At 64.2% G+C, this 21,132-nt stretch carries 17 protein-coding genes; 10 read left to right on the top strand and 7 right to left on the bottom strand.

The features are described 5' to 3' along the window. Positions 1-91 precede the first annotated feature (91 nt). Entirely contained in the window at positions 92-2,566 is a 2,475-nt protein-coding gene (hrpB, locus tag ACPPVR_RS04910) for an ATP-dependent helicase HrpB (protein WP_426613136.1), read from the bottom strand. 136 nt (positions 2,567-2,702) lie between these two features. After that, positions 2,703-4,019, bottom strand: a complete 1,317-nt coding sequence (locus ACPPVR_RS04905) for a UDP-glucose dehydrogenase family protein (RefSeq protein WP_426613135.1) — start codon at positions 4,017-4,019, stop codon at positions 2,703-2,705. A gap of 193 nt (positions 4,020-4,212) precedes the next feature. Between ACPPVR_RS04905 and ACPPVR_RS04900 the strand changes: the two genes are divergently transcribed. Then, positions 4,213-5,280 carry an acyltransferase family protein gene (locus ACPPVR_RS04900; RefSeq protein WP_426613134.1) on the top strand — a complete coding sequence of 356 codons (1,068 nt, stop codon included), beginning with the start codon at positions 4,213-4,215 and terminating at the stop codon, positions 5,278-5,280. Between the two features lie 5 nt (positions 5,281-5,285). Here ACPPVR_RS04900 and ACPPVR_RS04895 read toward each other — a convergent pair whose 3' ends face one another. Beyond that, complete coding sequence (locus tag ACPPVR_RS04895) at positions 5,286-6,257, bottom strand: quinone oxidoreductase family protein (protein ID WP_426613133.1); 972 nt, start codon at positions 6,255-6,257, stop codon at positions 5,286-5,288. Positions 6,258-6,352: 95 nt separating this feature from the next. Between ACPPVR_RS04895 and ACPPVR_RS04890 the strand changes: the two genes are divergently transcribed. The 4 genes from ACPPVR_RS04890 (at position 6,353) to ACPPVR_RS04875 (ending at position 11,633) form a co-directional block, all read left to right on the top strand. Next, positions 6,353-7,198 (top strand): LysR family transcriptional regulator, encoded by an 846-nt coding sequence (locus tag ACPPVR_RS04890; RefSeq protein WP_426613132.1) that lies wholly within the window; start codon positions 6,353-6,355, stop codon positions 7,196-7,198. Positions 7,199-7,300: 102 nt separating this feature from the next. Further along, complete coding sequence (polA, locus tag ACPPVR_RS04885) at positions 7,301-10,342, top strand: DNA polymerase I (RefSeq protein WP_426613131.1); 3,042 nt, start codon at positions 7,301-7,303, stop codon at positions 10,340-10,342. Positions 10,343-10,470: 128 nt separating this feature from the next. After that, positions 10,471-10,899, top strand: coding sequence for an NADPH-dependent FMN reductase (locus ACPPVR_RS04880; protein WP_426616333.1), 429 nt, complete (start codon positions 10,471-10,473; stop codon positions 10,897-10,899). Positions 10,900-10,997: 98 nt separating this feature from the next. Further along, entirely contained in the window at positions 10,998-11,633 is a 636-nt protein-coding gene (locus ACPPVR_RS04875) for a LysE family translocator (RefSeq protein ID WP_426613130.1), read from the top strand. Between the two features lie 164 nt (positions 11,634-11,797). Here the strand turns inward: ACPPVR_RS04875 and ACPPVR_RS04870 are convergent, their stop codons facing one another. Then, positions 11,798-12,424, bottom strand: coding sequence for a glutathione S-transferase family protein (locus ACPPVR_RS04870; RefSeq protein ID WP_426613129.1), 627 nt, complete (start codon positions 12,422-12,424; stop codon positions 11,798-11,800). Between the two features lie 174 nt (positions 12,425-12,598). On the opposite strand from ACPPVR_RS04870, the gene pyrE reads away from it, so the two are divergent. Then, positions 12,599-13,162, top strand: a complete 564-nt coding sequence (pyrE, locus tag ACPPVR_RS04865; RefSeq protein WP_426613128.1) for an orotate phosphoribosyltransferase — start codon at positions 12,599-12,601, stop codon at positions 13,160-13,162. 154 nt (positions 13,163-13,316) lie between these two features. Further along, positions 13,317-14,078 (top strand): DUF2865 domain-containing protein, encoded by a 762-nt coding sequence (locus tag ACPPVR_RS04860; RefSeq protein WP_426613127.1) that lies wholly within the window; start codon positions 13,317-13,319, stop codon positions 14,076-14,078. 53 nt (positions 14,079-14,131) lie between these two features. Here the strand turns inward: ACPPVR_RS04860 and ACPPVR_RS04855 are convergent, their stop codons facing one another. Further along, complete coding sequence (locus ACPPVR_RS04855) at positions 14,132-14,563, bottom strand: hypothetical protein (RefSeq protein ID WP_426613126.1); 432 nt, start codon at positions 14,561-14,563, stop codon at positions 14,132-14,134. A 198-nt stretch (positions 14,564-14,761) separates the two neighbouring features. Here ACPPVR_RS04855 and ACPPVR_RS04850 point away from each other — a divergent pair, with 198 nt between their 5' ends. Continuing rightward, positions 14,762-15,052, top strand: a complete 291-nt coding sequence (locus ACPPVR_RS04850) for a GIY-YIG nuclease family protein (RefSeq protein ID WP_426613125.1) — start codon at positions 14,762-14,764, stop codon at positions 15,050-15,052. Positions 15,053-15,116: 64 nt separating this feature from the next. On the opposite strand, the gene ACPPVR_RS04845 is transcribed toward ACPPVR_RS04850, so the two are convergent. After that, entirely contained in the window at positions 15,117-15,350 is a 234-nt protein-coding gene (locus ACPPVR_RS04845; RefSeq protein WP_426613124.1) for a hypothetical protein, read from the bottom strand. Positions 15,351-15,584: 234 nt separating this feature from the next. Between ACPPVR_RS04845 and ACPPVR_RS04840 the strand changes: the two genes are divergently transcribed. Then, positions 15,585-18,110, top strand: a complete 2,526-nt coding sequence (locus ACPPVR_RS04840; RefSeq protein ID WP_426613123.1) for a glycogen/starch/alpha-glucan phosphorylase — start codon at positions 15,585-15,587, stop codon at positions 18,108-18,110. Between the two features lie 230 nt (positions 18,111-18,340). Then, on the top strand, positions 18,341-19,156 hold the full coding sequence (locus tag ACPPVR_RS04835) for an acyl-CoA thioesterase (protein ID WP_426613122.1): 816 nt from the start codon (positions 18,341-18,343) through the stop codon (positions 19,154-19,156). A 166-nt stretch (positions 19,157-19,322) separates the two neighbouring features. Here ACPPVR_RS04835 and ACPPVR_RS04830 read toward each other — a convergent pair whose 3' ends face one another. Beyond that, positions 19,323-20,939, bottom strand: a complete 1,617-nt coding sequence (locus tag ACPPVR_RS04830; protein ID WP_426613121.1) for a phosphoenolpyruvate carboxykinase — start codon at positions 20,937-20,939, stop codon at positions 19,323-19,325. Positions 20,940-21,132 lie beyond the last annotated feature (193 nt).

Genomic DNA, 21,132 nt, shown 5'->3' with positions numbered 1-21,132 from the left:
CGACGCGCCCGTTCGCGAGCGAAGCCGCGGCTGGGCCGGTGTCATTTTGCCGAAAAGGATGAGCGAACGGTTAATGCGCGTTCGAGATGTCTCAAGTGCCGCGCGGTTTCACCCGCCGGGTCGGGAGTGCATTGGCTGGATCGTCCGGCCAGGGATGGCGCGGATAGCGGCCGCGCAGGTCGGAACGCACGGCACTGTAGCTGCCGCGCCAGAACCCGGGGAGATCCCGCGTCACCTGTACCGGCCGCTGCGCGGGCGACAGCAGTTCCAGCACCAGCGGCACCTTGCCGGCCGCGATCGACGGATGGGTGTTGAGGCCGAACAATTCCTGGAGCCGCACCGCGATGGTCGGCCCCTGCTCCGCCTCATAGTCGATCGCGAGCACCGTGCCGGTCGGCGCCTCGAAATGCGTCGGCGCCTCGCGCTCGAGCCGGGCGCGCATCTCCCACGGCAGCAATGCCATCAGCGCGTCGGAGAGATCGCCGGCGGAAATATCCTTCAGCGCGGTCTTGTCGTAGAGCGCCGGCACCAGCCAGTCGTCGCGCCGCGCGATCAATCCATCATCCGAGAGGTCGGGCCAGCTGTCGCCCTCGGCCTTGCGCAGGAACATCACGCGACCGCGCCATTGTTTTGCTGCCTTCGACCAGGGCAGCCGGTCGAGGCCCGCGGCGATCAGTCCGTCGGCGAAGATGCGCGCGGTCGCGTCCGAGGGCGACACGGCGAGGGTGGCCTCGGATAATGTGATCGCATGCAGCGTGCGCTTTCGCCGCGCGCGCAGCGCCATTGCACCACGATCGAAGGTAATCTCGTCGACGGCCTCGATATGCTCGGCGAAATGAAGCTCGACGTCGTCCTGCGTGATCGGCGCGGCGAGAAGGATGCGTCCGCTGGCCGCCGTCCCCGTCATCTCGCCGATCGCAATATAGGGCACGCGGGCAAGCGACGACGATTGCTCGACGGCCGCGCCACGGCCATTGGCGAGCACAAAACTGCCATTGCCGCGGTTGCGGGCGACGCGGTCCGGAAAGGCATAGGCGAGCATCAGGCCGGTCGAGAGATCGTCCTGCTGCCCCGCTTTCTCTGAAGCCGCGACCTGCGAGGCCCAGCGCCGTGCCAGGTCGCGCGCACTCGCCGCCCGCGGCGAACGGTCGCGGCGGAACTGGTCGCGCCTGTACTCGAGATCGGCATTGTCGCCGCCGAGCCCGCGCTCGGTGAGGATGGCGGCAATTTCGGCGGCGGCTTCGCCGGCGCCCGCACGATGCGAATCCACGATCATACGCGCAAGCCGCGGCGGCAGCGCAAGCGCGCGCAGACTCTTGCCCTCAGTGGTGATACGGCCGTCGCCATCGAGCGCGTTGAGCTCGGTGAGCAGGCTTTTGGCTTCCTTCCAGGCCGGTCCGGGCGGTGGGTCGAGGAACGACAATGCTGCGGGGTCAGCGACGCCCCATTGCGCGAGATCGAGCACCAGCGAGGACAGATCGGCGCTGAGGATTTCGGGCTGGGTGTAAGGCGCGAGCGACGCCGTCTGCGGCTCGTCCCAGAGCCGATAGCAGACGCCCGGCTCGGTACGGCCGGCACGGCCGCGGCGCTGATCGGCCGCCGCGCGCGAGACACGCACGGTCTCGAGCCGCGTCAGCCCGATATCCGGCTCGTAGCGCGGCACGCGGGCAAGGCCGGAATCGACGACAATGCGGACGCCTTCAATGGTGAGCGAAGTCTCGGCGATCGAGGTCGCCAGCACCACCTTGCGCATGCCCTTGGGCGCGGGCGAGATGGCGCGATCCTGCACGGCGGCGTCGAGTGCGCCGAACAACGGCACGATCTCGATGCTGGCATCCTGCACGCGCTCGCTGAGGAAATTCTGAGTGCGGCGAATTTCGGCGGCGCCTGGCAGAAATGCCAGCACCGAACCGCTATCGGCGCGCAGTGCCGAGGCAATCGCATCCGCCATCTGCCGTTCAACCTGCGCATCCGCCTTGCGGCCGAGATAGCGCGTCTCGACCGGGTAGGCGCGGCCCTCGCTCTCGACGACGGGCGCCTCGCCCAAAAGCTTTCCGACACGCGCACCGTCGAGCGTGGCCGACATCACCAGGATACGCAGATCCTCGCGCAGGCCGGTTTGCGCGTCGCGCGCCAGCGCGAGGCCCATGTCGGCGTCGAGCGAGCGCTCGTGGAATTCGTCGAACAGGATTGCGGCAATACCCGAAAGCTCGGGATCATGGAGGATCTGGCGGGTGAAGATGCCTTCGGTCACCACCTCGATGCGCGTCGACCGCGAGATCTTCGAGCCGAACCGGACGCGATAACCAACGGTTTCGCCGGTGCGTTCGCCGAGCGATTTGGCCATGCGGTCGGCGCTGGCACGGGCCGCGATGCGCCGCGGCTCCAGCACGATGATCTTCTTGCCCTTGACCCAGGGCGCATCCAGCAGCGCCAGCGGCACCCGCGTGGTCTTGCCGGCTCCCGGCGGCGCCACCAGCACGGCAGCGTTATGCGCCTCCAGCGTGCGCGAGAGGTCGTCGAGCACGGCATCGATCGGGAGGGGCGTGTCGAAGCTGCGAGGCATTTGTCCGTCATCCCCCGCCTTGTGCGCAATTGCGCACTGGGGTGGGCGATCCAGTAAACTCGGATTCCGATTATTACGGAGATCTGTGCGTACTGGATACCCCGCCTTCGCGGGGTATGACAACAAGGAGTCGCTGTCAGCCCTGCGCCGACGGCCGGCCGACGCTCTCATAGACGAAGCCGGCCGCACGCATGTCCTCGGGGCTGTAGATATTGCGGAGGTCGACGACGACGGGCTGCGCCATGGTCGCCTTCAGCCGGTCGAGATCGAGGCCGCGGAACTGCACCCACTCAGTGACGACCACCAGCGCATCGGCGCCTTGTGCGCAGGAATAGGCGTCCTCGCAATAAATGATGCTGGGCAGCTCGCCCTTGGCCTGCTCCATGCCGACGGGATCGAAGGCCTTGACCTTCGCGCCCATGTCGATCAGGCCGGTGATCAGCGGGATCGACGGCGCATCGCGCATGTCGTCGGTGTCGGGCTTGAAGGTGAGGCCGAGCACCGCGATGGTCTTGCCGCGCAGCGAGCCGCCGAGCGCCTGGCTCACTTTTCGCGCCATCGCGCGCTTGCGGTTCTCGTTGACCGCCAGCACGGATTCGACGATCCGCAAGGATACGTCATAGTCCTGTGCGATCTTGATCAGCGCCTTGGTGTCCTTCGGGAAGCAGGAGCCGCCGAAGCCGGGACCCGCGTGCAGGAATTTAGTGCCGATGCGGTTGTCCAGGCCAATGCCGCGCGCGACCTCCTGCACGTTTGCGCCGACTTTCTCGGAAAGGTCGGCGATTTCGTTAATGAAGGTGATCTTGGTCGCGAGGAACGCGTTCGCGGCGTATTTGATCATCTCGGCGGTGCGGCGTTCCGTGAACATCAGCGGCGCCTGGTTCAGCGACAGCGGGCGATAGATGTCGCCCATCACCTTGCGGCCGCGCTCGTCGGAGGTACCAACGACGACGCGATCGGGAAACTTGAAGTCGCGGATCGCCGCGCCCTCGCGCAGGAACTCGGGGTTCGATGCGACGACGACGTCGGCCGCAGGGTTGGTCTCGCGAATGATGCGCTCGACCTCATCGCCGGTGCCGACCGGAACGGTCGACTTCGTGACCACGACGGTAAATCCGGAGAGTGACTGCGCGATCTCGCGCGCGGCGGCGTAGACGTAGGAAAGATCGGCATGACCGTCGCCACGGCGCGACGGCGTGCCGACCGCGATGAACACGGCGTCGGCATCCGCGACAGGCTTCGACAGATCGGTGGTGAATTCCAGCCGCTTGGCTTTCACATTCGCTGCGACCAACTCGTCGAGCCCGGGCTCGTAGATCGGGATCTCACCGCGATGAAGTGCAGCGATCTTCTTCTCGTCCTTGTCGACGCAGGTGACGTCGTGACCGAAATCCGCAAAGCAGGCTCCAGACACCAGTCCCACATAGCCCGTGCCGATCATCGCGATTCGCATGAATAACCCTGTCTGCCTTGGTTAACGAAACCCCAATTCGGGGCGGTTTAGCATTTTCCCGATGGAAGAGAACAGTCCGCACGCGAAAACCGGCACGCGAATTGTACCGGTAAAGAAATCGTAAACCGCAAGGCCCCACACTGCCCCACGCCCAGACAAGAGCCGGGCGGAACTCGCGTCAAACAGGGACACCATGACACCATCAGGCACAATCGCCGTGAATGGAGGCTTTGCAGCCCCGGCCGCCGCGCGTGTCGACTGGGTCGACTACGCCAAGGGCATCTGCATCGTCATGGTCGTGATGATGCACTCGGTGCTGGGGGTCGAGCTCGCCGCTGGCGAGACCGGCTTCATGCATGTGCTGGTGGCCTTCGCAAAGCCGTTCCGGATGCCGGATTTCTTCCTGATTTCAGGCCTGTTCCTGCCATTGGTGATCGATCGGGACTGGCGGACCTATCTCGACCGCAAGGTGGTGCATTTCGCCTATTTTTATGTCGTCTGGGTGACAATCCAGTTCGGCTTCAAGGCGCCCGCTTTCGCGGCGGAAACCAGCTGGCATGATGCCGGCCTGCTGTATCTGGAATCCTTCATCGAGCCGTTCGGCACGCTCTGGTTCATCTATCTGCTGCCGATCTTCTTCGTCGTCACAAAACTGACACGGCGAATTCCTCCGCTCGCGATCTGGATCGTCGCGGCGGCGCTGGAGACGGCGCGCATCACAACCGGCTGGACCGCGATCGACGAGTTCTGCGCGCGCTTCGTCTATTTCTACTCGGGCTATCTGTTCGCGCCTTACGTGTTCGCGCTGGCGGATCGTGCACGCAACCATCCGGCGCTGGCACTCGTGGCGCTCGCGACCTGGGCGCTGGTCAATGCCGGCCTCGTCGCGTTTGGCGCGAGCGAATGGAAAATCGTGTCGCTCCTGCTCGGCTTCGCGGGCGCCTGCGCCATCATCACGATGGGTACGCTGCTCGCGCGCGCACATCGGTGTAACGTCCTGCGCTTCTGCGGCAAGCATTCGATCGTGATCTATCTCGGCTTCTTCCTGCCGATGGCTGCGACACGGACGCTGCTCTTGCACACCGGCATCATTTCCGACATCGGCACGGTCTCGCTGATCGTCACCATCGTGGGCGTGATCGGATCACTCGCGATCTGGCGGGCCGCGCTGCGGCTGCACGCCGACTTCCTGTTCGAGCGGCCAGAGACGTTCTGGATCGCGCCGAAAAAGTCGAGCGTGCGATTGCAGGCCGCGGAATAGGTCGATCAGGGCACCAGATAGAGAGCCCCTGCGGTGCGCCCGGCCTCGAGGTCGGCCTGCGCCCGCGCTGCATCACGCAAGCTGTAGGCATTGCCGATCGACCGCAAGACGCCATCCGTCAGCGCAGCGAGCACGCGCTCGGCCGCATGCCGATATTCAGCGGCATCGTTGACATAGGCCATGACACTTGGCCGCGCCAACATCAGGCTGCGACGTGGCCCGAGGTCGTTGACATCGATTGGCGGGATCGGACCGCCGGACTGGCCGATGCTGGCCACCACACCGAATGGCCTCACGCAGCCAAGCGTCCTTTGCAAGGTCGTTCCACCGATGCCGTCATAGGCAACGTCGACCCCACGCCCACCGGTGATATCCGCAACCGCGGAAGCGAAATCGGCATCCCGCCCGATGATGATGTGACGCGCACCGGCGTCTCGGGCGATTTCAGCCTTCGTCTGCGATCCCACCGTTCCGATCACGACGGCATCCCGAGCACTGGCCCAGCGGGTCAGCAACTGACCGAGCCCGCCCGCCGCACTGTGGACGAGAACCGCCGTGCCGCGACCGACAGGAAACACACGGTCGAGCAGCATGTGCGCCGTGATCCCCTTGACGAACGTCGCGGCCACCGCTTCGTCGGTGACCGTGTCGGGCAGCTTCACACAACGCCAGGCCGGCAGGTTACGTTCGGATGCGTAGGCGCCGACCGGCGCTCCTGCGTAGGCGACGCGGTCGCCCACCTTGAGGCCCGTTACATCCTCGCCGAGCGCCGCGACAACCCCGACCGCCTCGACGCCGGGAATGGCTTCGGGTGGAAGCGCGTAGAGGCCCATACGCTGATAGATGTCGATGAAGTTGACGCCAATCGCGGTCTGCCGGAGCTGGACCTCGCAGCGCCCCGGCGGCGCCAGATCGACCGTTGCCAGTTCGAGCTGCTCCACTCTTCCCGGCGCCTTCAACCTGATGATCTCGGCCATGACCGTCCCTCTCGTTGCCAATGAAGGGACTATGGGATCATTCCAAATTCTGCGAAACTGCCCATAGATGAAACTATCTTGTGAGATTTTGCACAATGATCGATTGGTCCGACCTGCATCACTTCCTGGCTCTGGCGCGCGAAGGAAGCCTTTCGGCGGCGGCGAGGGGTCTCGGGGTCGACCATGTGACGGTGGCCCGCCGCGTTGCCGCGCTGGAAGCATCCATTTCACTCAAGCTCGTCGACCGCCGGCCACGCAGTTACGTTCTCACCGAGGACGGCAAGCGGATTGCGGCGATTGGCGCGCAGATGGAGGAGACCGCCTTCGCGGTGGAGCGCGCGGCACGGGCATCGAAGCCGGAACTCGACGGGGAGATCTCGATCAGCGCGCCGCCGTCGCTCGCCAATATTCTGATCGCTCCAAAGCTGATGCAGTTGCGCCAACGATATCCGGGCATCCTCATCAAGCTGATCGGCGAGAAGCGAACGGCTTCGCTCAGCCGCCGCGAGGCCGATCTGGCGCTTCGCCTCTCCCGCCCGACACAGCCCGGGTTGATAGCCCGCAAGATCGGCCATTTCGAGTTTGGCCTTTACGGCGCGCCGTCCTACCTGAAGGAGACGCCACCCTATGCGTTTGCTTTCATCGCTTATGATGCCAGCATGAATGACACTCCGCAGCAGCAATGGCTGACGGAGATCGCGGGCTCCCGCCAGATCGTGCTGCGGACCAATGACCTCGAGAACCAGGCCGCTGCGGCCCGGGCCGGCGTTGGGCTTGCGGCGCTGCCGCGGTTTCTTGGCGACCCCGATCGACGGCTCGAACGTTACAACACTGACCGCAAGCCTGTCAGCCGCGAGGTCTGGCTGATCGTCCATAACGACTTGCGCCGCGCGCCGGCGGTGCGCGCAGTCGCAGGCTTCCTCGAAGGCTGCTTGCGATAACTGCGCCGCAAAGCGCGGTGCTGCCAGGATTTGCCTGTGCGCGCCTGCAAAATCAGGCTGGTGGAGGCTGTCTTTTGCCACAAAAATTCATACATTGCGGCCATGCCCAAAACCTCCCCGAAGACCGACGCCAAAGCCGACACCAAGCCCGCTGCTGCGACAGCTGCTGCCAAGCCGGTTGCGGCGAAGGCGGCCGGCAAGGGCGACCACATCTTCCTGGTCGACGGTTCCGGCTACATCTTCCGCGCATATCACGCACTGCCCCCACTGAACCGCAAGTCGGACGGCTTGCAGGTCAATGCCGTGCTCGGCTTCTGCAACATGCTGTGGAAGCTGCTGCGCGACATGCCCGCGGACAACCGGCCGACGCATCTGGCGATCATCTTCGATAAGTCGGAAGTCACCTTCCGCAACAAGATCTATCCTGAATACAAGGCACACCGGCCACCGGCGCCGGACGATCTGATCCCGCAATTTTCGCTGATCCGCGAGGCCGTGCGTGCCTTCGACCTGCCCTGCCTGGAACAGGGTGGCTTCGAGGCCGACGATCTGATCGCGACCTATGCGCGGCAGGCCAGCGACCGCGGCGCCCACACGACCATCGTGTCCTCCGACAAGGATCTGATGCAGCTCGTGAACGACAAGATCATGATGTACGACACCATGAAGGATCGCCGCATCGGCATTCCCGAGGTGATCGAGAAGTTCGGCGTCCCGCCGGAGAAGGTGGTCGAAGTGCAGGCGCTGGCCGGCGATTCCACCGACAACGTGCCTGGTGTCCCCGGCATCGGCATCAAGACGGCCGCGCAGCTGATTGTCGAATATGGCGACCTCGAGCAATTGTTGTTCCGCGCCACCGAGATCAAGCAGCCGAAGCGGCGCGAGGCGCTGATCGAGAACGCGGAGAAGGCGCGGATCTCGCGCAAGCTGGTGCTGCTCGACGACAAGGTCGAGCTGGACGTGCCGCTCGACGACCTCGCCGTCCACGAGCCCGACGCGCGAAAACTGGTCGCCTTCCTGAAGGCGATGGAGTTTTCCACGCTGACGCGACGCGTCGCCGACTATTCGCAAATCGATCCCGCCAATGTCGATGCCGACGCCGCGAACAGCAGCGAGGCCCGCGGCGGCGACGGCGCGGCCAGGACGACCTCGTCCGAGACTTCCGGCGATCTCTTCGCCAGCCCTGCCGCACCTGCCAAGGGCGGCGACAAGGGTGACAAGTCGGCGAGCCCAAAGGGCGCACCGATATCGTTGGCCGCCGCGCGCGAAGAGGCCTTGCGCAAGCTCCCGGTCGACCGCGGCAAATACCAGGCGATCAAAACGCTCGCCGAGCTCAACGCCTTCATCGCTCGCATCCACGATTCCGGTCATGTCGCGGTCGAGATCAGAGCAAATTCCATCGATCCGATGCAGGCCGATCTCTGCGGCCTCGCGCTGGCGCTTGCGCCGAATGAGGCCTGCTATGTGCCGCTGGCGCACAAGCAGTCGGGCGGCGATGGAGGCCTGTTCGATGCCGGCCTCGCACCCGACCAGATCAAGCATGCGGACGCGATCGAAGCGCTGCGGCCGGTGCTGGAATCGGCCGGCATTCTCAAGATCGGCTTCGACGTCAAATTCACCGCGGTGATGCTGGCACAGCACGGCATCACCTTGCGCAACACCGACGATGCGCAACTGATCTCCTATGTGCTCGACGCCGGCCGTGGCTCGCATGGGCTCGAATCCCTTGCGGAGCGCTGGTTCGGCCACGCCATGCTGAAGGAGAGCGAACTGCTCGGCAGCGGCAAAAGCAAGATCACCTTCGATCAGGTACCGATCGAAAAGGCCGCGCCGCTGTCGGCGGAGGGCGCCGACATGGCCCTGCGCGTGTGGCGCGTGCTGAAGCCGCGCCTCGTCGCCGAGCACATGACCGCGGCCTACGAGACGCTGGAGCGCCCGCTGGTCTCGGTGCTCGCGCGCATGGAGCGGCGCGGCATCTCGATCGACCGTCAGGTGCTGTCGCGTCTCTCCGGCGACTTCGCCCAGACCGCGGCGCGGGTCGAGGCCGAGATCCAGGAGATCGCGGGCGAGCCGGTCAATGTCGGCAGCCCCAAGCAGATCGGCGACATCCTGTTCGGCAAGATGGGACTGTCCGGCGGCACCAAGACAAAAACCGGCGCATGGTCGACCACCGCGCAGGTACTCGACGAACTCGCGGAGCAGGGCCACGACCTCCCGAAGAAGATTCTGGAGTGGCGCCAGGTCTCCAAGCTGAAATCGACCTACACCGACGCGCTGCCGACCTACGTCAATCCGCAGACCCATCGCGTCCACACGACCTACGCGCTGGCCGCGACCACCACGGGGCGGCTGTCGTCGAACGAGCCGAATCTGCAGAACATTCCGGTGCGCACCGAGGATGGCCGCAAGATCAGGCGCGCTTTCATCGCGATGCCCGGCCACAAGCTCGTCTCCGCCGACTATTCGCAAATCGAGCTGCGGCTGCTGGCGGAGATCGCCGACATTCCCGTGCTGAAGCAGGCGTTCAAGGACGGGCTCGACATTCACGCCATGACGGCCTCCGAGATGTTCGGCGTGCCGGTTCAGGGCATGCCGAGTGAAATCCGGCGCCGTGCGAAAGCGATCAATTTCGGTATCATCTACGGCATCTCGGCGTTTGGCCTTGCCAACCAGCTCGGCATCGCGCGCGAAGAAGCATCGGCTTACATCAAGAAGTACTTCGAGCGCTTCCCCGGCATCCGCGCTTACATGGACGAGACTCGGGACTTCTGTCGGAGCCACGGCTACGTCACTACGCTGTTCGGCCGGAAGATGTACTATCCGGATATCAAGGCTTCGAACGCCTCGGTGCGCGCCTTCAACGAGCGCGCCGCGATCAACGCGCGGCTTCAGGGCACCGCCGCCGACATCATCCGCCGCGCCATGACGCGGGTGGAGGATGTGCTGGCCGAGAAGAAACTCTCGGCGCAGATGCTGCTCCAGGTGCATGACGAATTGATCTTCGAGGTGCCCGACGCCGAGGTCGCAGCGACGCTCCCCGTGGTGCAGCACGTCATGCAGGACGCGCCGTTCCCGGCCGTGCTGCTGTCGGTGCCGCTGCATGTCGACGCCCGCGCGGCGACGAACTGGGACGAGGCGCACTGACGGCCGGACATTCCGATGAAGATCGCCGCCATCTCCGGCAGCCTGCGCGCGGGCTCGAGCAATACGGCGGTGCTGCGCGCGGCGGCCGGCTCGCGCGTGACGGCGTTGAGGTCCTCCTTTTCGAAGGGATAGCGGACCTGCCATACTTCAATCCGGATCTGGATGGCGATCACGTGCCAGCGCCGGTTGGCGTCATGCGCAGCCTCGTCGGAAGCGTGGACGGCCTCCTGATCTCCAGCCCCGAATATGCCCGCGGTGTCGCCGGCGTGCTGAAGAACGCGCTCGACTGGCTGGTCGGCAGCCATGAATTTCCCGACAAGCCGGTGGCCTTGATCAACACCTCGCCGCGCGCGACGCATGCACTCGCCGCGCTGACGCTCACGCTGGAGACGATGTCGGCCCGGATCGCGAGAGATGCCTGCGTGGCACTGCCGCTGTTAGGTCGCGCCTGCGATGAGCACGGCATCGTCGCTGATCCCGCACTCGCGGAGCCGCTGCGGTCCGCGATGAAGGATTTCGCGTCATTCATCAGGACTGCGCAGGTCGACGCATCCTGACGGGCTAGCCACGCTGAATTGTCCTCCGAGCAATTGCGCAATGGCCTCGCCGCTCCGCCCATATTAGAACGGCGCGATCCCCCCGCACCGGTTCACTCATGCCCCACACCTCCGCCCTGCTCGGCTTTGCCCTCGTCTGCCTTGGCCTCGTGCTCACACCCGGGCCGAACATGATCTACCTGATCTCGCGTTCGATCACGCAGGGGCCGGCGGCCGGCATCGTCTCGCTCGGCGGCGTGGCGCTCGGTTTCGTAGTCTACATGCTGTGCGCCGCGTTCGGCATCACCGCGCTCTTGCTCGCAATTCCCTTTGCCTATGACGCGCTGCGCTTGGCCGGCGCCGGTTATCTCTTGTGGCTCGCCTGGCAGGCGGTGAAGCCGGGCGGCCGCTCGCCGTTCGAGGTGAAGCAGCTCGCGATCGACAGTCCGCGCAAATTGTTCGCGATGGGCTTTGTCACCAATTTGCTCAACCCGAAGATCGCGATGCTCTATCTCGCGCTGCTGCCGCAATTCATCGATCCCACCGCCGGCAGCGTGCTGACGCAGTCTGTCGTGCTGGGCGCGATCCAGATCGCGCTCAGCGTCAGTGTCAACGCAGTGATTGCACTTGCCGCCGGCTCGATCGCGCTGTTCATGGCGAGCCGGCCGAGCTGGATGCTGGTACAGCGCTGGCTGATGGGCACGGTGCTGGCCGGGCTTGCGGTGCGGATGGCGGTGGAAGCGAAGAAGGTGTGAGGGCACTCTTCACCCTCCCCTTGCGGGAAAAGGTGGCGCGAAGCGCCGGGTGAGGGGTTCTCTCCGCGCGTTCGGATGGAGAGTTGGACTCGCGGAGAGAACCCCTCACCCGTCTCGCCGCTAAGCGGCGAGCCACCCTCCCCCACAAGGGGGGAGGGAAAAGATCAATCCAGCTTCGCGTCCATACCCCGCTTCACAGCCGGCCGCGCCATCAGGGCTTCGTACCAGCGCTTGACGTTGGGGAAATCGGCCAGTTCAACCTTGTGGCGAGGATGACGCCAGGCCCAGCCCAGGATGGCGAAATCGGCGACCGAGAGATCGCCGGCGACGAAGTCGTGGCCGTCCAGCCGGCGGTCCAGCACGCCGTAGAGCCGGCGGGTCTCCGCCATGTAGCGCTTCAGGCCGTAGGCGCGGTCCTGCTCGTTCTCGAGCGCAATGAAATGGTGCACCTGGCCCGGCATCGGCCCGAAGCCGCCCATCTGCCACATCAGCCATTCGTAGACGGGGATGCGGCCCGAAAGTGGCTTCGGCAGGAATTTTCCGGTCTTTTCGCCCAGATAAAGCAGGATCGCGCCGGACTCGAAGATGCTGACGGGCTTGCCGTCCGGCCCCTCGGGGTCGACGATCGCTGGGATCTTGTTGTTCGGGGAGAGCTTGAGGAATTCGGGCGCCATCTGCTCGCCCTTGCTGATGTTCACCGGGATCACCTTGTAGGGCAGCCCCATTTCCTCCAGCGCGACCGAGATTTTACGGCCGTTTGGCGTGTTCCAGGTGTGCAGTTCGATGGTCATTTTTCACGTTTCCTTCCCCGAGATATCCGGCATCCACCTACTCCAGAAAGTTGCAGCCCCACAACCGGCGGACCGGGATGGCCGATCCCTGTTGACGGGAGGCGCCCCCTCTGGAATGTCACCGCAGTGGCGGATAAATTCCGCCACTGCCGAAAACGCTCCCGAGGGACCGCCGTGTCGAAATCAGCCTCCCGCGCCCGCCTGTTCGAAATCATCCGCCGGCGCTCCTTTGGCCGCGGCGAGGTGACGCTCGCGTCGGGCCGCAAGAGCGATTTCTATTTCAACCTGAAGCCGACCATGCTGGACCCGGAGGGCGCGACGCTGCTCGCCGAGCTCACCTATGAGACGCTGAAGGACGATCAGCTTGATTTCATCGGCGGGCTCGAGATGGGCGCGGTGCCGCTGGCGGGTGCGCTCGCGCAGATCTCCTGGATCAAGGGCCATCCGATCGCGGCGTTCTTCGTGCGCAAGAAGCCGAAGGAGCACGGCGCGAAGCTCGCGATCGAGGGGCTGCCCAGGGGCGAGACGCTCGAGGGCAAGCGCGTCGTGATCGTCGAGGACGTCACCACCACCGGCGGCTCGGCGATGCAGGCTGTTGAATCCGTGCGCGAGACCGGCGCCGAGGTGGTGCTGGTGCTGACCATGGTCGACCGCGAGGAAGGCGCCACCGACACGTTCGGTGCGGCCGGCCTGCCATTCCGCTCGCTCTACAAGGCGTCGGAATTCTTGAAGGCTTGACGGGGCGCCGCGGTTCCCTTCAACCGCTCATTTACCATCCCGCTTTATGGTGAATCATGTGCTGAGACCTCACTGGTCCCGGCCGGTTCAGTAGCGTCGGGTGGAGTAAGCGTTGCGTATCGTTGTGTCCCATGCGCGCCGGTGGCGTCGCGCGATGCTCGTGGCCGCCATTTTCGCAAGCCCGCTGCTTGCGGCCCCCGCCCCCGTTTCGGCCGAAGGCCTGTTCGACTTCTTCTTCGGCGGAGCGCAGCAGCAGCGGCCGCAGCAGGCGAGTTCCTACGCCGATCCCTTCACCGGCCAGCAAAATCCTGCGACCCCCCAATATGTCCCGCCGACGCGCTCGGCGGCGGCCGGCGGCTCGGGCCCGGCGTTCTGCGTGCGCAGCTGCGACGGTAAATACTTTCCGCTGATGCGCGGCATCGCCTCGCCGGCGCAGATGTGTCAGGCCTTCTGTCCTGCCACCGTCACCAAGGTCTTTTTCGGCTCCAGCATCGACGGCGCCTATACGCAGACGGGCGAGCGCTACGCCGACAGCGAAAACGCATTCGCCTACCGCAAGGCGCTGCTCGCGGACTGCACCTGCAACGGCCGCGAGCCGGTTGGCCTCGCCCCGGTCGATCTCGCACTGGATCCTTCGCTGAAGGCCGGCGACGTCATCGCCACCACCGACGGCCTCGTCGCCTATACCGGCGTCCGCCTCGGCATGGACCAGACCGCGGAGTTTACCCCGGTCGCCTCCTATCCCGGCCTCACCGCGCAGGTCCGCGCCCGGCTTGGGGAGATGAAGGTGGCCCCGGTGCGGGCAGAGACTGTGGCGGCCGATGCACCGGCCGCAGAGATCGTGCGCGGGACGTTGCCTGATGTGACGGTGCCGAAGACACAGGCGAAGCCGGCGAAGCGCGCGGGATTGGATTAAGGCTCAGGTCTAAACCTAGCCGTCATTGCGAGCGCAATGACGGAGGTTGTGCATCACCTTCCGATAATTACCCCGATCACGTTCGGCGCCGCCAGATATTTCTCCTCGATCGCCGCGCGCGCGGCGGCGCGGTTGTCCTGAGTGAGCAGGCCGCGCTTCTCGGCCAAAATCATCCAGCAAAAGCCCCACCAGTCGGTCAGCATGCCGGTCTCGTCGACGAGGTCATAGCCCTGCTCGGCCGCGAAGATACGCGCATGCGCTTCGTCCAGCGTGTCGAGAAACAGATGGTCCTCGGCCGCGAACAGATCGTCGCTGACATCATCGATGGTGTAGCCCCAGATCGACTGGCACACCGCGTTGAACTCGCGGTCGAACTGGTCGTCATCGACGGCATAACGCCGCGCCGCCAAATGCAGCCGCGACAGCGACCGCGCGAAATCGGCGATCCGGGTGAGGGCAAATTGATCGAAGGCAATGGTGGACATGTAGTCCTCGCAGCGTCGGACAGACCCTAGATATTGTGTCGGCAATGCGCCGAATCACAATGATATATCAAAGACTTACTAAAGTGTTCTTAATTTGTTCTGATGAACAACGAAGGGCTATCGAGGAACGTCGTCCTGGCGAAAGCCAGGACCCAGTTACCCCGGTCAGTGTTGTCTTTGCGAGCTTGAGACGCAGCCATGAGCGCGGGCAGCTACTACGTCTACATTCTCGCGAGCCGTCACCACGGAACGATCTACATCGGCGTGACCAACGACATCCGTGTGCGGCTCGAGCTGCATCGTTCAAGTCGCGGATCGAAGTTCGTACAGAAGTACAAGATTTTCCGCCTCGTGCACGTCGAAGCATTCGCCACACCGCAAGAAGCCATTGCGCGCGAAAAGCAGCTGAAATTCTGGAAGCGCGATTGGAAGATCAAGTTGATCGAGGAAGAGAATCCCGATTGGAATGACCGGTCGGGCCTTCTCTAACAGCCGGGGTAATGGGTCCTGGCTTTGGCCAGGACGACACTTTCTTTGTGGCGCGATCTCCCCCTCAATTCGCCGCCGACATCAACCTATCCCCGCATGCACTCGCGTAAAACTTGCCGCCGCATTGCCGCTTGATCGCGGCGCAGCGGGCGGCGGGGGATGCGTTTTGCGGGACGGTGAACGCGCAGGTCAAGCCATCCGCGCTGCGGCCCGATTTGCCGGCGGCAAAGGCGGCGCTGGAGGCGGTGATGCAGACGACAAGGAAAGCTGCAGCCGCGATTTCGATCAGCAGTCGCATCAGCGGCCTCATGGGCGTCTCCTCCACACTGATGGCTGAATTGGCCGCCATTCTAGCAGCAAATCCGCGCTTCTCCGTACGCATCCGGGTTCCCAAACCGGCCCGTTCCTTGCATAATTTTACGCCAGCGCAGTGCACGGCCGCGCCAGTGATGGTTCCGGTGCAGGGGCAAGACGCTTAAGGTTACAAGACGCGTAGGGTTAGTGGTGTTCTCGCGACCAGGAAGTGACGGCCTTGCAAGATCAATCGTTCCAGCCAAATTTCCCCGCCCCCGGTCAGCCCATCGACGAACTCGCGCTGTCTGAGATCAAGGGCGCGATCCTGGCGAAGCTGCGCCTTGCCATCGGCAAGGACGCGGGCATGGCGACCAAGCACGACTGGTACCAGGCCGCAGCGCTCACGTTGCGCGACCGCATCGTGCATCGCTGGCTGAGCGCGGAGAAGCGCAGCTACGACGCCGGACGCAAGCGCGTCTACTATCTCTCTCTCGAATTCCTGATCGGCCGTCTCTTCACCGACGCGCTCAACAACATGGGGCTCTTGAAGATCTTCGAGGTGGCGCTCGGCGATCTCGGCGTCTCGCTGCCTGAGCTGCGCAAATGCGAACCGGACGCCGCGCTCGGCAATGGCGGCCTCGGGCGTCTCGCCGCCTGCTTCATGGAAAGCATGGCGACGCTGTCGATCCCCGCGATCGGCTACGGCATCCGTTACGATTACGGTCTGTTCCGCCAGATCATCAATCAAGGCTGGCAGCAGGAATATCCGGACGAGTGGCTCGGCTTCGGCAACCCCTGGGAATTGCAGCGGCCGGAAGTGATCTACGACATCAATTTCGGCGGCGGCGTCGAGCATGTCGACGACAAGGGCCGCGACCGCGCGATCTGGCATCCGTCCGAGACCGTACAGGCGCTCGCCTATGACACGCCGATCGTCGGCTGGCGCGGCCAGCACGTCAATGCGCTGCGGCTGTGGTCGGCGCGCTCGCCCGATCCCTTGAAGCTCGACGCCTTCAACAAGGGCGACTATGTCAGCGCCAGCGCCGAGCAGTCGCGCGCGGAAGCGATCTGCAAATTCCTCTATCCGAACGACGAGAGCCCGGCGGGGCGCGAGCTGCGGCTGCGGCAGGAATATTTCTTTGTCTCCGCCTCGCTCCAGGATCTCGTCAAGCGGCATCTCGCGTCGGACGGCCAGCTCCGCAGCCTGTCGTCCAAGGTCGCGGTGCAGCTCAACGACACCCATCCGAGCCTCGCCGTCACCGAGCTGATGCGAATTCTGATCGACCTGCACAATTTCCGCTGGGACGAGGCCTGGAAGATCACGGTCGCGACGCTGTCCTACACCAACCACACGCTGCTGCCCGAGGCGCTGGAGACCTGGCCGGTCGAGCTGTTCGAACGGCTGCTGCCGCGCCATCTCGAGATCATCTACCGCATCAACGTCCAGCATCTCGCGCTGGCAGAGGCGCGCGCACCCGGCGACATCGATTTCCGCGCCTCGGTTTCGCTGATCGACGAGAGGAGCGGCCGCCGCGTCCGTATGGGCCAACTCGCCTTCGTCGGCTCGCATCGCATCAACGGCGTCTCGGCGATGCATTCGGACCTGATGCGCGAGACCGTATTCCACGATCTCAACCATCTCTATCCCGGCCGCATTACCAACAAGACCAACGGCATCACCTTCCGCCGCTGGCTGATGCTGGCCAATCCCAAGCTCACCGACCTGTTGCGCGAGACCTGCGGCGAGGCCGTGCTCGACGATCCGACGCAGCTCTCACTGATCGAGGCCCGCGCCAGCGACGTCGAATTTCAGCGAAAATTCCGCGCCGTCAAGCTCCATAACAAGACGGCGCTGGCGCGCCTGATCGGCGAACGTCTCGGCGTCAAGGTCGATCCGAGCGCGCTGTTCGACGTCCAGATCAAGCGCATCCACGAATACAAGCGGCAGCTCCTCAATGTCATCGAGACGGTCGCGCTGTACCAGTCGATCAAGGACGATCCCAACGGCAATTGGGTGCCGCGGGTGAAGATTTTTGCGGGCAAGGCGGCGGCGAGCTATCGCTACGCCAAGCTGATCATCAAGCTGATCAACGACGTCGCGGAGGTCGTCAACAACGATCCCGCCATCGGCGGCAAGCTGAAGGTCGTCTTCCTGCCCGACTACAATGTCAGCCTTGCCGAAGTGATCATTCCGGCGGCCGACCTGTCCGAGCAGATTTCGACCGCCGGCATGGAAGCCTCCGGCACCGGCAACATGAAGCTATCGCTGAATGGCGCCCTCACCATCGGCACGCTCGACGGCGCCAATATCGAGATTCGCGACCAGGTCGGCTTGGAAAACATCGCGATCTTCGGCATGGAAGCCGGCGACGTGATGATCCGTCGCAAGCAGGGGCTGGATGCCTCCGACGTGATCCGCAAATCGCCAAAGCTGCAGCGCGCCATCAATGCGATCGGCGCCGGCGAGTTCTCGCCCGGCGATCCCGGACGTTTCGAATCGATCGCGCACGCGCTGCGTTATCTCGACCATTACATGGTCAGCGCGGACTTCGATTCCTATTACGAGGCGCAGCGCAGCGTCGACGCACGCTGGCAGGTGGCGCCGGCCTGGACCCGCGCGTCCATCCTCAACGTCGCGCGCATGGCGTGGTTCTCGTCCGACCGCACCATCCGCGAATATGCCGAGGAGATCTGGAACGTGCCGGTCAATCCGGTCACGCCGCCGTTCCAGGAGGCAGAGGATCTGCGCGACGCGGCGAGCTGATTTTCCGCAGCGTGAAATCGGCGTTACCTGCGAGGTTATTGCATTCCGCGGGGATGATGATGATATGATCCTCGTCATCTCCAGCAGGCCGATGTCGGCGAGACTGACGCTGTGGCCTCAAACACGATCATTGCGAGCGTAGCGAAGCAATCCAGACTGCGTCCGCGGAACGATTCTGGATTGCTTCGCTACGCTCGCAATGACGATGGGGCCGACATCGAGGACCAACCATGCACGCCAAGCTCGCGCACCCGTTCGACGACGCCACCCGCATCACCGCAGGTGACTCTCACTGGCAGGGGCACGCCAGCGAAGACTACTGGGCCTTTGTCGGTCCGTTCGGCGGCGTCACGGCCGCAACCATTTTGCGCGCACTGATCGAGCATCCGCAACGCGCCGGCGAACCGCTGGCCCTCACCGTCAATTACTGCGCGCCGATCGCCAAGGGCCCGTTCGACCTCGACATCCGGCTGGTGAAGGCCAACCGCTCCAGTCAGCACTGGAGCGTCGAACTGTCGCAGGGCGGCGGCGAGGTCGCAACACTCGCGACCGCAGTGTTCGCCGAGCGCCGGCCGTCCTGGGAGCACAGGGTTGCGCAGTATCCTGATGCAAAGCCGTTCGAGGAAACGCTGCCGTTCCCGAAGATTTCGGCGTCCTGGGCCAACCAGTACGAATTCCGCTTCGTCGAGGGCGAGATGCGGATCGGCCCGCCGCAGGCTGAGCTTGCGAGCACATATTCGAAAATCTGGATTGGCGACCGCACGCCGCGCAAGCTCGACATGCTGTCGCTGATGTCGATGTCGGACGCCTTCTTCGGGCGCATCTTCCACGCGCGGCGCGAACTGGTGCCGTTCGGCACGGTGTCGCTGACGACCTATTTTCACACCGATACGGAAGAACTCGCGGCCGAAGACATCACCCGCGTGCTGGCGACGGCCGATTCGAAGATCATGCACAAGAGCTACGCCGACCAGAACGCCGAGCTGTGGTCGCCGAACGGGCGGCTGCTCGCGACGACCACGCAGATTGCGTATTTCAAGGCGTAGGCGCTTCCACCATCTCGTCGTTGCGAGCGCCGCGAAGCAATCCAGACTGTCTCCGCTGAGGGATTCTGGATTGCTTCGTTGCGCTCGCAATGACGGTGGAGAGATATCGGCATAAACAAAAAGGGCGGCCTCACGGCCGCCCTTTTGTATTTCAAGCGATGCGAAATTACTCCGCCGCGAGCTTCACATCCGGAGCCGCCGCGCGCACCTCCGCGTCGACCTGGGACTCGAACTTGGCAAAGTTCTTCTGGAACATGCCGACCAGCGCGCGCGCGGTCTTGTCGAACTCGTCCTTGTCCTTCCAGGTATTGACCGGATTGAGGATCTCGCTCGGCACGCCCGGCAGCGCGGTCGGGACCGCGAAGCCGAAATACTTGTCGGTGCGGAATTCGACGTTGCGCAAGCTGCCATCAAGCGCGGCGGTGAGCAGCGCGCGGGTCACCTTGATCGGCATGCGCGAGCCCGTGCCGTACTTGCCGCCGGTCCAGCCGGTGTTGACCAGCCAGCAGTCGACATTGTGCTGGGCGATGAGGTCGCGCAGCATGTTACCGTAGACGCTGGGGTCGAGCGGCAGGAACGGTGAACCGAAGCAGGTCGAGAATTCAGGCTGCGGCTCGTTGCCGAGACCGCGCTCAGTGCCCGCGACCTTCGCGGTGTAGCCGGAGAGGAAGTGATACATCGCCTGCGCCGGCGAGAGCTTTGCGATCGGCGGCAGCACGCCGAAAGCGTCAGCAGCGAGCATCACCACGTTCTTCGGCTGCGGCGCGCGGCCGGTGCGCGAGGCGTTCGGGATGAAGTCGAGCGGATAGGCCGAACGGGTGTTCTCGGTCTTGGAGCCGTCGTCGAAGTCCACCACGCGGGTGTCCTCGTCGAGCACGCAGTTCTCGAGCACCGCGCCGAAGCGGGTCGAAGCGGCGAAGATCTCGGGCTCGGCTTCCTGCGACAGCTTGATGCACTTGGCGTAGCAGCCGCCCTCGAAATTGAAGATGCCGTTCGGTCCCCAGCCGTGCTCGTCGTCGCCGATCAGCGTGCGGTTGGGATCGGCCGACAGCGTGGTCTTGCCGGTGCCGGACAGACCGAAGAAAATCGCGGCATCACCCTTGGCGCCGACATTGGCCGAGCAGTGCATCGGCATCACGCCGCGCTCGGGCAGGTAATAGTTCAGCGTGGTGAAGACCGACTTCTTCATCTCGCCGGCATAATAGGAGCCGGCGATCAGCACGATCTTGCGGGCGAAATCGATCGCGACGACGTTCTCCGACTTGCAGCCATGGCGCTTCGGATCGGCGCGGAAGCTCGGCATGTCGATGATGGTGAGTTCGGGCGTGAAGCTCGACAGCTCGACTGCCTCAGGGCGAATCAGCAGCGTCCGGATGAACAGCGAGTGCCAGGCGAGCTCGGTGAAGACGCGGGTCTTGATCCGGTAAGCCGGATCGGCGCCGCCGTAGAGGTCCTGCGCGAACAGCGACTTGCCTTCGGCGTGCTTGAGGAAGTCCTGGTATAGCGTCTCGAACTGCTCGGCGGTGATCGACTGGTTACCGGCCCACCACATCTTCTTGTCGGTGGTGGCGTCACGCACCGTGAACTTGTCCTTCGGGCTGCGGCCGGTGAACTCGCCGGTGTCGGCGCAGAGCGCGCCGTCGGCGGACAGCACCGCCTCGCCCGCGGAGAGCGAATATTGATAGAGCTGCGGTGCGCCGAGGTTCCAGTGAACCTGCTTGAGATTCTTTAAGCCGAATTTGTCGGCGCCGAAGGCACCGTTGCGCACGCCCGTCTCTTGCACGAAAAACCCTCCTAGAACCCGCGACACTCTGCGCGACCAAGCTTTGGCGCTGCCGCGGTCACCGTGAATAACAGGCCGTCCGGCCTCGGTTGGACGACCTAATATCGGTGAACGCTGGCGTTGCCAAGCTGATCCCGCAGGATTTGGTTTATTCAAGGACCGCGCCAAACGTCGCCCATGTCAGCCCATCAAA

The sequence above is a fragment of the Bradyrhizobium sp. McL0616 genome (assembly GCF_049993385.1).
Lineage (GTDB): Bacteria > Pseudomonadota > Alphaproteobacteria > Rhizobiales > Xanthobacteraceae > Bradyrhizobium.
This window is presented reverse-complemented; position numbering and strand designations above follow the sequence as displayed.

Bases quoted from the DNA above. Each gene is read 5' to 3' on its own strand.
- ACPPVR_RS04900 (WP_426613134.1), top strand. From the start codon at position 4,213: ATGACACCATCAGGCACAATCGCCGTGAATGGAGGCTTTGCAGCCCCG.
- ACPPVR_RS04875 (WP_426613130.1), top strand. From the start codon at position 10,998: ATGCCCCACACCTCCGCCCTGCTCGGCTTTGCCCTCGTCTGCCTTGGC.
- polA (WP_426613131.1), top strand. From the start codon at position 7,301: ATGCCCAAAACCTCCCCGAAGACCGACGCCAAAGCCGACACCAAGCCC.
- ACPPVR_RS04835 (WP_426613122.1), top strand. From the start codon at position 18,341: ATGCACGCCAAGCTCGCGCACCCGTTCGACGACGCCACCCGCATCACC.
- ACPPVR_RS04850 (WP_426613125.1), top strand. From the start codon at position 14,762: ATGAGCGCGGGCAGCTACTACGTCTACATTCTCGCGAGCCGTCACCAC.
- ACPPVR_RS04855 (WP_426613126.1), bottom strand. From the start codon at position 14,563: ATGTCCACCATTGCCTTCGATCAATTTGCCCTCACCCGGATCGCCGAT.
- ACPPVR_RS04845 (WP_426613124.1), bottom strand. From the start codon at position 15,350: ATGCGACTGCTGATCGAAATCGCGGCTGCAGCTTTCCTTGTCGTCTGC.
- ACPPVR_RS04905 (WP_426613135.1), bottom strand. From the start codon at position 4,019: ATGCGAATCGCGATGATCGGCACGGGCTATGTGGGACTGGTGTCTGGA.
- hrpB (WP_426613136.1), bottom strand. From the start codon at position 2,566: ATGCCTCGCAGCTTCGACACGCCCCTCCCGATCGATGCCGTGCTCGAC.
- ACPPVR_RS04895 (WP_426613133.1), bottom strand. From the start codon at position 6,257: ATGGCCGAGATCATCAGGTTGAAGGCGCCGGGAAGAGTGGAGCAGCTC.
- ACPPVR_RS04870 (WP_426613129.1), bottom strand. From the start codon at position 12,424: ATGACCATCGAACTGCACACCTGGAACACGCCAAACGGCCGTAAAATC.
- ACPPVR_RS04890 (WP_426613132.1), top strand. From the start codon at position 6,353: ATGATCGATTGGTCCGACCTGCATCACTTCCTGGCTCTGGCGCGCGAA.
- ACPPVR_RS04860 (WP_426613127.1), top strand. From the start codon at position 13,317: ATGCTCGTGGCCGCCATTTTCGCAAGCCCGCTGCTTGCGGCCCCCGCC.